The organism is Leptospira noguchii serovar Panama str. CZ214, assembly GCF_000306255.2.
Lineage (GTDB): Bacteria > Spirochaetota > Leptospiria > Leptospirales > Leptospiraceae > Leptospira > Leptospira noguchii.
Genome location: NZ_AKWY02000024.1, coordinates 72,265 through 83,707, shown reverse-complemented (window position 1 = coordinate 83,707; position 11,443 = coordinate 72,265). Strand labels below are relative to the sequence as shown.

The 11,443-nt window shown below is 35.2% G+C and carries 8 protein-coding genes; 5 read left to right on the top strand and 3 right to left on the bottom strand.

What is annotated here, in order from left to right:
- Positions 1–7 precede the first annotated feature (7 nt).
- Entirely contained in the window at positions 8–1,525 is a 1,518-nt protein-coding gene (locus LEP1GSC059_RS14085; protein ID WP_002177579.1) for an RCC1 domain-containing protein, read from the bottom strand.
- A gap of 167 nt (positions 1,526–1,692) precedes the next feature.
- Here LEP1GSC059_RS14085 and LEP1GSC059_RS14080 point away from each other — a divergent pair, with 167 nt between their 5' ends.
- The 3 genes from LEP1GSC059_RS14080 to LEP1GSC059_RS14070 all read left to right on the top strand — a co-directional run bounded on the left by LEP1GSC059_RS14080 (position 1,693) and on the right by LEP1GSC059_RS14070 (position 5,810).
- The gene (locus LEP1GSC059_RS14080) at positions 1,693–3,147 is read left to right on the top strand and encodes an NADase-type glycan-binding domain-containing protein (protein WP_017214344.1); all 1,455 of its coding nucleotides are present in this window, start codon (positions 1,693–1,695) and stop codon (positions 3,145–3,147) included.
- 45 nt (positions 3,148–3,192) lie between these two features.
- Positions 3,193–3,786: an LIC11469 family lipoprotein adhesin Lsa20 gene (gene lsa20 / locus LEP1GSC059_RS14075; RefSeq protein WP_020980981.1), complete on the top strand. Its 594-nt coding sequence runs from the start codon at positions 3,193–3,195 to the stop codon at positions 3,784–3,786.
- A 1,130-nt stretch (positions 3,787–4,916) separates the two neighbouring features.
- Complete coding sequence (locus tag LEP1GSC059_RS14070; RefSeq protein ID WP_017213615.1) at positions 4,917–5,810, top strand: IS982 family transposase; 894 nt, start codon at positions 4,917–4,919, stop codon at positions 5,808–5,810.
- A 378-nt stretch (positions 5,811–6,188) separates the two neighbouring features.
- Here LEP1GSC059_RS14070 and trxB read toward each other — a convergent pair whose 3' ends face one another.
- Entirely contained in the window at positions 6,189–7,136 is a 948-nt protein-coding gene (gene trxB, locus LEP1GSC059_RS14065; protein WP_017214342.1) for a thioredoxin-disulfide reductase, read from the bottom strand.
- A gap of 927 nt (positions 7,137–8,063) precedes the next feature.
- Here trxB and LEP1GSC059_RS14060 point away from each other — a divergent pair.
- Together LEP1GSC059_RS14060 and LEP1GSC059_RS14055 are read left to right on the top strand one after the other, a co-directional pair.
- Positions 8,064–9,404, top strand: a complete 1,341-nt coding sequence (locus tag LEP1GSC059_RS14060) for an LA_2490 family SGNH/GDSL-type esterase (RefSeq protein WP_020980973.1) — start codon at positions 8,064–8,066, stop codon at positions 9,402–9,404.
- Positions 9,394–10,830, top strand: a complete 1,437-nt coding sequence (locus LEP1GSC059_RS14055) for an MBOAT family O-acyltransferase (RefSeq protein WP_002177471.1) — start codon at positions 9,394–9,396, stop codon at positions 10,828–10,830. The genes LEP1GSC059_RS14060 and LEP1GSC059_RS14055 overlap by 11 nt, the downstream gene beginning before the upstream one ends.
- Before the next feature lie 46 nt (positions 10,831–10,876).
- Here LEP1GSC059_RS14055 and LEP1GSC059_RS14050 read toward each other — a convergent pair whose 3' ends face one another.
- On the bottom strand, positions 10,877–11,413 hold the full coding sequence (locus tag LEP1GSC059_RS14050; RefSeq protein WP_036057641.1) for a DUF1564 domain-containing protein: 537 nt from the start codon (positions 11,411–11,413) through the stop codon (positions 10,877–10,879).
- Positions 11,414–11,443 lie beyond the last annotated feature (30 nt).

The window sequence follows — 11,443 nt, the reverse complement described above, 5'->3', positions numbered from 1 at the left end:
TTGAATATTATGGAAGATTGATTAATACAGGATTGGGTGCGCCCCAATTATTTTGTAAATCGTTTCTTCCTAAAGAACCTCTAAAGTTCCAACCCCAACCATAAATTTCTCCGTTTCCAAGAAGTGCGAAGTTATGAGTAGCGCCGCAACCAAAATGAACTACGTTATCAATACCTACCACCGCTTTGTTTGGTTCATAAACTTTTGGCGTATTTGATTCTCCAAGAGCAAGGCTTGCCATATTACCGTTTGCTCCCCAACCTTTTACTTCTCCGTTTTTTAAAATCGCAAAACTTTGAGTTCCACCAGCCCAAATAGATTCTGCATCTTGAATATTCAAAACTTGTGTTGGGATTGGAGTAGGTAAAGGATTTCCATTTCCTCCGATCCCTAATTGGCCGCTTGCGTTTAGACCCCAGGAATAAATTTTTCCGTCCGATGTCAAAGCGAGTATATGATCTCTTCCGTTTGCAATTTGTTTGATTTTGGAAAGCCCTTCAACTTTTAAGGGAGTCGATTGAATCGTGTTAGCTGGAGAAGTAATTCCATTACCTAAATTTCCGTATTGATTTCTACCCCAAACATAAACTTCCCCATTTTCAGTAAGAGCGGCAGAATGTTCCGAGCCTGCAATTATTTGAATTACATTTCTAAGTTGAGCGACATTAACCGGGATAGAAGAAAAGGAATTGCGATCTAAATTGTTTGCTCCATTACCCAATTGACCTACATTATTTTGACCGAATGCAACTACGGTTCCATCTGATTTGAGAACCAACGCATGATTAAAACCATAAGCTCCCATTACGGCGTTGTCAATTCCATTGATCTCCGTAGGGGGTTGTCTGTTTCCGGGGTCGCTTGCTTTGGCTGGGTCCGTGTTGTTGTTTCCAATTCCTAGTTGTCCTTTCGAGTTAGCTCCCCAGGTATAAACTCTTCCATTTTTAGAGATTGCCATTGAGTTGTTTTGATTGAAGTGAATGCTGAAAATATCTTGGATCAAATCTACTTTTACAATCCTATCATTGATATTGTCTCCAGTAGAAATGCCGGTCCCGAGTTGGCCGAAGTTATTTCTACCTACTGTATAAAGTTCTCCGTTTATTAAAAAACCGGAATGTCCTCCGCCTGCGCTCAGTTTGGTGCCAAAGTAAAAATGGATTTCTTGAGAGAGAATAAAACCGTTTGATTTTTTGAAACGAACTTGGATTGTATTGTCTCCGTTTTTAGGTTTAAAGGTAGGGGATGTTTGGGGAGAAGATGGAGTAGATTGAAATTTAAATAATTTATTTCCTTCATGAAAAATTTCAAATTCTCCGTCCGAGTTCGCTTGAACTGTTGTTTCTAATTGATAGACAGTAAGGATTTCTCCTTCTCGGGGAGAAAGAATCTGGAAAGAAATTTCATTTTGGGATCCGGATGTCTGACCAAGTATGGCCAAAAGTAAGGGAGTAAGATCTATTTTAGATTGAGAATTACAATGTACTACACAAGCAAGTAGAATGAATGCAATTTTTTGTTTCACGATTTCTCCATTTAAAAATAATAATGAGAATGATTTTTATTCTCATTATCAATAAAAATAAAGGTATCGTGAACGTCAAGAATTCCTGCTATTATCTCACTCATTGAATTTGACAGAGCATATTTTAGGAAAAAAATCGTAAAAATTCCATTGGGGAGTGCACTTAAGTGATTCATAAAATCCGTTTTTTGTTCTTAATTTCGATTCTATCTTTGATTCTTCAAAATTGTAAAAAAGAACTTAGCGTTTCTATGGCAACGTCAACTTCCTTAAGTGATAAACTTGTGTTCGCCGCTCTCAACGGAGAAAATTGGAAACCGGAAGATGGGGCAGAATTTGTAAAACTTCACTTTTATCCAGATGAAGGTTTTCAGTTAAAGAAAGTGGAAATAGATTCTTGTAAGTCTGAATTTAACGACGCAGTAACGGTTTACATCAATTTTGATGAAATGAGTGCAGCGGCCGATCTTTCCGTAAAAAAAGCTACTGTGAATTTTGAAAAGGCAGTATTTGCTAGATCCGTAACAATTAATTTTAGAAAGAACAAAGAACTTTGTATTGGAGAGGTTCGCTTTTACGATGAAAAAGATAAACAGATTTCTTTAAAACTTCCTAAAATTGTAGAAGGTTCTGTTATTGCTTCGGAAACCGCAAGTCCGGTTCAGTCTTACGATGTAATGAACCTTTTTGATTCTCGTTATGAATATGCTTGGGCTTCCGATAAAAAAGGAAAAGGAGTTACTCTCGATTTTAAATTTAAAGAAACTCAGAAGTTCAATAAAATCAAAATTTGGAACGGGTATCAAAGATCGGATCAACATTGTTATTCGAACGGTAGACTAAAATCCGCTACGTTAACCGGAGAAGATGGTTATAGTCAAAAAATTCAACTTCAGGATATTCTTGGTCCTCAAGAAATCATATTAGAAAAACCGTATAAAGGAAATTCTTTACGTTTAACCGTAGACGATATTTACGCTGGAAAGATGTACAAAGGTTTGGTACTGAGTGAAATTCGTTTTGGAAAAGATAACGATTGGGTTTTAATCGATCCTATTAAAAGGTCTCAAAGTATTGCTCAGTCGAATCATCTTCAATTTACCTCTTCTAATTTGAATGAGATTTTAAATCGAGGATTAAGAGGTATTGAAATTTCAGATTATCCAGCGGAAATGCAAAGTACGGAAGTAATCTCTTCTTCGGAGAATTTGGATGAACAGGGAAACGTCAGGACGGACTCAACTTGGTCTTTAAGAATGAGATCAGACGGTTCTTTTTTTATGGAAGGGAATACGAGTGATCAAAGTGGGGAATTGCGTAAAACGAGTAAGTTTTATGCAATTGGAAACTATGAGATCAAAAAGTCTTCAGCGGATTCTCTGGAATTGAGAGTATTTGGGTATATGCGAAAATACTCATCTACTTTTATGGAGAAGTATTCGGACATGGATTGTAATGGTTGTGGTAGAGATTGTAATATGGGAAATCAAGATCCAGATAAAAAGGAAGTTATTTTTCAAGACTTCATTACAATTAAAAAATGGAACGGAAACGTTTATATCCAAAATACAAGTTCGAGTCGTAAACTGGATTTTCAGATCTTAGAGATGAATCTTGAGTAAATTTCCAAAGTAATTTTTCATTCTAAAATTTTAGGTCATTTTCAATTGAAGAAATTAATTTATAAAATTCTAATTTTGACTTTTTTTTTATATCTACTTGGTTGTAAAAAGGAAATTTCTAATTCTGAAAATTTGGAACCAATTTCTTTTGATCCAAATCGACAGATTCAAGTTCAAATTCTTTGGGAGAAAAAAAATTTTCCTTTAGATATGGAAATTTATGAGGGGGCTTCTCAAAGACCCGTGGATTTATGGGCCACTGGAAGTGTTAAGGATTTATCGGAGGCTCCGGTTTCTTCTAAAATAGAAGGATCTGAATTTTATCTAAAACCTGGTTCTAAAAAAAGATTTGTATTGGTTGTTAGAAACACAACCAAAGAAGATTTTTATTTTTTTGCGGCCCCTCATTCTATGACGCCCGCGGAAGGTTCTTTGGGTTTTAAGTTTAAATGTCTTTGTGTTAATCACGCTTTTTATATCCCTTCTAACGAAATTTGGTATAGAGTAGTTGAATTAAGAACTGGAACGGAGACTTTAGGTAAAGAATTAAAAATTTCTCATACACTTGTGGGAATGGATGAAGATAGAATCCGTCTTTATCAAAAAGGAATAGGAAGTAGTGTGGTTGGTGAGGATTGATCAATTAGCTCTAGAGGAAATATGAGATATTGTAAAAATGGATTTTTGAAAGTGTTATTTTGATCTAAAAAATTGCTATCGTTCTATAGATTTAAATACTTTATAATTATCCAAAGCTATCTCAAAAATATCTTAGAATAATCAGAATCGGTACTTTAAACAAAGAACTTGTTCCAAAACCTAAACACCGATAGGTGTTTGCTGAGTTACTTCGAGCGACCATAGAAGCGAGACGCTGAGTTTTCACCAATCCATAGAGAGGTGTTTGCTGAGTTTCATAAAATGTGGGAACTATTACGAAAATTTAACGAGATTCGGACTAATCTAAAATTCACAAATTGTCAAATGCGACTTAATTTGTAGGAACTACTAAATTTAATTAAAAATTTCTAAAGAATGATCGGGTAAAATCCTTTGAAGTTTTGAGACAAACTCAAAAATAAAGTATTTTTGAAAAAGCGTGAAGTAATTCTCAGACCGAAAGGAGCAATTTTTACAAAAGGATGTTCCTGAGATACACTTATGAAAATTGATAGTATCTTGCACAAAAATTTGAACTCGATCTTAAATTCATACTGATAAAATCGAAAGAAATTTTTTGCAACTGATTGCAAGAATTTTATAACCAGACTTTACTATTCTGGTGTACGAAAATAGTTCCAGAAAATGAATGAACGATTTTATAAAAACTCAGAAGTTCTTAAAAGATTATATCTAACTTGAAATCATTCACTTGTTTGCGCGAAATCCTACATTTTAAGTTTTGAAACAAACTCAGAATAGTATTATTTTGATGCGTGAGAGTCGTAAATTTGTAAAAATTTTTTAGAGTTTCTAAATTTGAAAGTCGAACTTCGTTTTAGAAAATCGTTTTTACTGATCCCTATAAAGTTGAATATCGTGAATTTTAATCGTAAAACACTGTTTCAATGTAAAATATTGGAAATTCTATGTTATGGTTCTGGCTAAACTACGTTTCAATTTTGGGGGTATAAAAAAAATAAAAAAGTAAGTCCTGTAAAATCTAATTTAACGTGAGTTCGGCGTAAGGTGGGAAAAAAGAGAAAGATCTTGTACTCAAAAGCGCCAGATCCATATTGAACCAAACTTTCAGCAAAAAGGAGTTCAATATGGATCTGACATCAATATTTTGTGCAATAGACGATTATTGTACACAACAAAAAATAAATTGGAACGGGAAAATATTGAGTCCCGTGGCAGGAAAAAGAAATCGTAAATTTCAGCTCAGCCTGAGTGAGGTAGCAACAATCGTAGTTTATTTTCATCTTTCTCATTATAGAGAATTTAAAAATTTTTATTTGATAGAAATAAAAAAGAATCTGAAATCCGAATTCCCAAAAGCGGTAAGTTACAATCGTTTCGTTGAACTGATGCCTAACGTGTTAGCTGTTATAGCTTCCTTTCTATCCAACACTTGTATGGGAAAATGTTCCGGAATATCGTTCATTGATTCTACAATTCTCAAAGTATGCGACAACAGAAGAATCCATTCTCATAAAGTATTTAAAAACATTGCACAACGAGGGAAATCAAGCACAGGCTGGTTTTACGGCTTTAAATTACATTTAATCGTAAATGATCAAGGTGAAATATTATCATTTATGGTCACTCCTGGAAACGTCGACGACAGAAACTCGAAAGTGATTTTCCCACTTGTTAAAAAGATTTACGATAAACTTTTCGGAGATAGAGGATACATCAGTCAATCTCTATTTGAAAGTCTTTATGAAAAGGGAATTCAACTCATTACAAAACTTAAAAAGAATATGAAAAATAAATTAATGCCCTTGGTTGATAAAATTCTTCTAAGAAAAAGAGCTATCATTGAATCGGTTAACGATGAACTTAAAAATATCTGCCAAATTCAACATACTATACATCGGAGTTTTTGCAATTGGGCTGTTAATCTTTTAAGTGGTTTAGTTGCATTTTCATTCTTTCCAAAAAAACCGTCTTTGAATTTGAGATCTAAAGACAATTTACAACTTTTAATCTCTCCTTAGACCGAATTCACGTTAAATTAACATGAGTTAGACGTAAGTAAATGAGAAAGAATTTTCTAAAAGTATGAGTTCCTACATTTTAGATTTGTTCGTAAAATCGTCATTTCCCACAATTTTACAGAAAAATTTAAGTTTTGTATGAGTTCATACACTTGAATAAGACAGATTCAATTATTATAAACTTCTATTTTTGAAATTGCGGTAGTTTCCACATTTTAAGAATCAATCTGTAAAGCTCAGATTCCGACTTTTTTCAGAAAAACGAATTAGGATCGAACTTACGTTTCGTTGCATTGAGTTTTTATTTGCCAAGATTTTCCTTACGCCGAATCCACTTTAAAATGAGAATATTGATTATTTTAGAATATTCTAAAACTTTTATTCTTCTCTAGACTCTAACCAGCGTTCTGCGTCTAAGGCAGCCATACAACCGGAGCCCGCAGCAGAAACTGCTTGGCGATAAATTTTGTCTTGAACGTCCCCCGCTGCAAATACTCCTTCTATGTTCGTTTTGGTGGAACCGGGAACTGTTTTGATATAACCGCTTTCATCCAAATTCAAAATTCCTTGGAAAATATCCGTATTAGGTTTGTGTCCGATTGCATAAAAAAGTCCGCCGACTGAAAGCTCCTTTTTTTGGCCGTTTATTGTGTCTTCTAAAGTTAGAGAGGTAAGATTTTTACCGTCGCCTTTGGCTTCCTTCACTTGAGAATTCCAAATGATTTCGATTTTAGGATGAGTAGTCGCTCTTTTCTGCATAATTTTGGAAGCGCGTAATGAATCTCTTCTATGTAATAAATACACTTTCGATGCGAACTTGGTTAGGTGAGAAGCTTCTTCTACTGCAGAATCTCCACCTCCTACAACTGCAAGTTCCTTATTTCTATAAATTGGAAGGGCTCCGTCACAAACCGCACAGGCAGAAATTCCTCTTTGCCAATAGGTGTCTTCGCCGATCACGTTCATTCTTTTGGCGGTGGCTCCAGTGGCTATGATGACTGCATGTGCTTCGATCAGCTCATCGTCTGACCAGAGTTTAAACGGTTTGGAAGAAAAATCTACTTTAGTGATGGTTTGAGTTAGGATCTTGGTCCCATATTTAATCGATTGTTCCCGAAAAAGTTGAGTCAATTTGGTTCCATCGATTCCTTCTGGAAAACCTGGAAAGTTTTCCACTTCAGTAGTAGTAGTAAGTTGACCTCCTGCGGCAATTCCACCCGCCATAAACCCTTCATACATAACCGGGTTTAAATTGGCTCTGGCGGCGTAGATCGCTGCAGTATGTCCGGCTGGTCCGGAACCTATGATGACTATTTTATGGGCCATTGTTTCCTCGAATTAGAATGGTTCTAAATTTGATCTATTTTTAGACTCTTTTGTTGTAAAGCAGATCCTTTTTTAGTGTGAGAATTTTGAAAGTTTTTCTCTGTTTAAAAGTGGGAACTCATACAGATTCATCATCTACTTAACGTGAGTTTGGTGTAAGGAAATTAGAAAGTGTTAGTTTTATTTTAGAATAAAACCAATTACTATCTGAACTTCTGAAAGTTTTACTAGAGTGTTGAAAAATGAATCGCCATCTGTTTCATGGAAACGGTTCTTAAAGAAGTTTTGTTAATTTGAACTATGGAATTTTTCAACAACTCTGCTGTACAGTCTTACTTTGTAATAGTTCCCACAGATTTTGTCAGATTATGGATTTTTAAACATTCGTTTTTTGTGATTGGTATGAGTTCTTACATTTAAGATTTGTTCGTAAAATCGTCAAGTGTGGTAGTTCCCACACTTGAATGCGACAGATTCAATTGTTATAAACTTCTGTTTTTTAAATCGTGGTAGTTCCCACATTTTAAGGATACATCTGCAAAGTTCAGATTCCAACTTTTTTCAGAAAAATGAATTATGACCAAACTTACGTTATTTTGAGATTGGTTCATTTTACAACAACTGACTAGAATGGAGAAACTTGTAGTGCTGCTCGGACAGTTTTAAAATTCGTTTTTTTCTTACTCCTGAAAATACGGCCTTATTTTTAAAATAGAAGATGCCCAAATTTTAAATCATTGGTCAAAAAGAATGAATGTTTAAAAAAATAAATGCCTTTCTGATTCCCCTGAAAATGTAGGAACTACTACTTTTTTCTCCATTTTTTTTAAGTTCCAGTCCAGTTACAAATTGTGATTTTTTTAAAGCCGTAATTTGCAACTAATTCGCTTGCCATGAAAGCCTTATGTTTCAATCTTTCCTCTATCCATGAAAGGATTCTTCTACTGGGCAGGACGAGCCCTTGTATTTTTCATCCTCGTTTTGGTTGGAACGGAAATTTTTCTCAGCGTACTTAAAAGTCCTTCTCTTCAATTTTATAGAGATCAAAAACTTCTCCATCGATACAACCCGGTTTATTATGTAGACCTTGCGCCGAACAAAGACATATTCATTCGTCATTTTGCTGGTAAATGGGAAGGTAGATTTAGAACCAACTCTCTTGGAATGAGAGGTTTAGAAGAACCCGATTCTACAAAACCTCAATTGGCTTGTTTAGGAGACAGTCTTGTAATGGGCTTTGGTGTTTCCGACGAGGATACTTTTTGCCATCAATTGAACGGTATCGAATTGAAAGGTGGGGCCAGACAAACTTTAAATTTGGCCGTAGACGCCTATGGGTCGTTAGGTGCGCTTAGAAGGTTACAAGACATGGCCCCTAAGTTAAAAAATTTAAAAGAAGTTCTGTTTTTCGTTTCTGGAAATGACTTCACTCTTCCGGAAGAACTTAGGGCTAAAGGAATGTTATCGGATGACGAGATTGATGAAATTCGAAATCGAGATCCGAACTTTAACCGAAATTTTAGGATTCAGTTTGAGCTTTCTCGCGCTTCTTATACTTTTCAAGCTTTGAAACTTGCGTTTGAACAATTGAAAGTTCAATACAGTTTTACTCTGTTTCGTTTGAAATCAGAATGGAATTCCACTGGACTTTCCTCAACATCAACTACGGAACAGACTCCCGCAAAGTATATGAAAGATTCCTTTTTTAGAACTCCGGAAAAAACGTGCGATTCAAATTTACAAGAAACATTCAAAAAAAGGAATGTAATTGAGATTCCAAATCCGGAAATCATGAGTAAAGAAGAATATAAAAGAAAGTTTTGTCCGGAGCCGATTCCGGATTATTTTTCTTGTCAGGAAAAAGAACCTCGTTTGAATTCTTTGGAACCTCTTCCTGAAATTACAAGGAAAGCTTATGATGAAATGGTGGAATATACTAGGTCCAATGGAATTCGACTCGTTATCGTACTCATGCCAATTCAAATAGAAGAAATTTTTTGTAGAAACCGAGGATTGTACCATCCTTTGGAAAACTATGCACTTCGCGCGACGGCTTATTTTGAAAAAAAAGGAATCCCTGTACTAAAACTAAAAAAAGAAACTTCCGAAATGTGTGGAGAAATCATCGAAGCCCCGGGAGGAAAGAAATTTTCTGGAATCAGAGACTATTTTATTCCGGAAGACGGGCATTTGACCGTGTCTGGAAACAGATGGGCAAAACGAGCCTTGGAAAAACAACTCAAGGAATTGGAAAAAAATGCTTTTTAATTCGGTTCAATATCTTGTTTTTGCTCCATTCGTAATTTTTCTATATTTTAAACTCCCCTCAAAATTTCAAAGATATTGGCTTTTAGCTGCGAGTTTGTATTTTTATGCTATATTCAAAATTCCTTTTGTTCTTCTTTTGGTCTACTCGATCGTTTTGACATATTGTGCAGTCAAATGGATGGAGTCGGTGCATTCTAAATTTATAAAATTATTATTTTTGAATGTAGCAGTTTGGGGGAATTTACTTCTTCTTTACATGTTCAAATATTTGGATTTTTCCATCCATGCTTGGAATTCATTTACAAACTCTAATCCCTGTGATCCTTCTTACGTTTCTTCCACTGGCGCGATACTTCCGATGGGAATCTCGTTTTTTACTTTGCAGGCGATCTCTTATGCGGTGGACGTTTATCGAGGAACCGTTCCACAGGCAAAAAACCTTTTTCAGTTTGGACTTTTTCTTTCTTTTTTTCCACAACTTGTGGCTGGGCCTATCATTCGTGCTCAAGATATGCTCCATCAATTTTTGGAAAGTTATACTTTTAAAAAAGAAAACTTACTTCCTGGAATCAGACAACTTTCTTGGGGACTTTATAAAAAAACTTTTGTTGCCGATCCGATTTCCATTGCAATAGATCCGATATTTTCCAATCCGGGAGCCTACAATTCTATCTCCTTGGTGATGGCTGCGTTTTTATTTTCTTTTCAGATTTATTGTGATTTTTCGGGTTATTCGGACGTTGCTATTGGTACCGGAAGAATTTTGGGATATTCTATACCGGAAAATTTTACGAGACCTTTTTTATCTCAAACTGTAACTGAGCTCTGGAGAAGGTGGCATATTTCTTTTTCTTCTTGGCTTAGGGATTACATCTACATCTCGTTAGGTGGTAATCGGGTTAGTGTCTTTCGCGCTTATTTTAATGTATTTATTACTACGTTTGTAAGTGGTATTTGGCACGGAGCGGATTGGAATTTTATCATTTGGGGTGCTTGTCACGCTTTGGTGATGGTTTTGGAAAGGTTTATTTTTTCTTTTTCTATCTTAAAACAAACTTGGGATAAAATTCCAGAATGGATTAAATACGCGTATTCGTTTTTGATTTTTTCTTTTTCTATGTTTTTTTTCCGTGCTAAGCCGTCTCCGGAATACGGTTATCATTCTAGTTTGGAGCTTGCTTTTGCGATCGTAAAAAGAAGTTTTTCTTGGGAAAACGGTCAAACGATTCAAGTTCCTTTTGCGGTTGTGTTAGCCGTAGTATTTTTATTTAGTGCGGATTATTTACAGGAAAAGAAACAAGTTTGGATGGAAGGAGTTCAAAATAAACCTTGGGTCGTTTATCCTTTGGCGGGTATGATGATTTTAGTCGGTTTTATTCTCTATAGTGTAACTGTTAGCCAACCTTTTCTTTACTTTCAGTTTTAAGTTTTCTGAATCTATTATTTTGTTTAGAATTTTTTAAAAGTTTGTTTTAAGAATCGAACCGGTGTTGATGATCTAAAACGTTAAAGTAATTTTCGGGATCACATTTTAAGATCCTTGAAATTTGGTTGTTGAGTAGGTCTAGGTTCAGGATATAACTGTAATTTCTGTGAAATGTGGGAGCTCCTTCATTCATCGTATTCACGATAGAATCCCCAACTCCGATCCTATCCAACCATAAAAGATAATTAAAAAGAAAACAACGGGAAACACCATGGGATTGAGAAAGTGCACCTAACAAAGCCCAGTTTCCGGTGCTCATCCGAACATTAATTTTTTTCAACTTTTTTCTACCAGGGCTATTTTGATACATCGTTTTCCCCGCTTTTTTTCCCAAACGATTGATTGAGGTTAAGTATTTGCCGTATATTTTCAAAAGTTGCGGAATTTTTTTAGGAAGGTTTTTTCTCTCCTTTTCAGGATATAATAGAAGTGTATCTTCTGGAATCAGAAGAGTAACAACTGTTTGGCCTTCTTGAAGAGTGGATTGGATCTTATGATCCGAATTCAATAGTAGTATGCCCATAACAGAAACGGTTCTAAGATAGATTCAAAA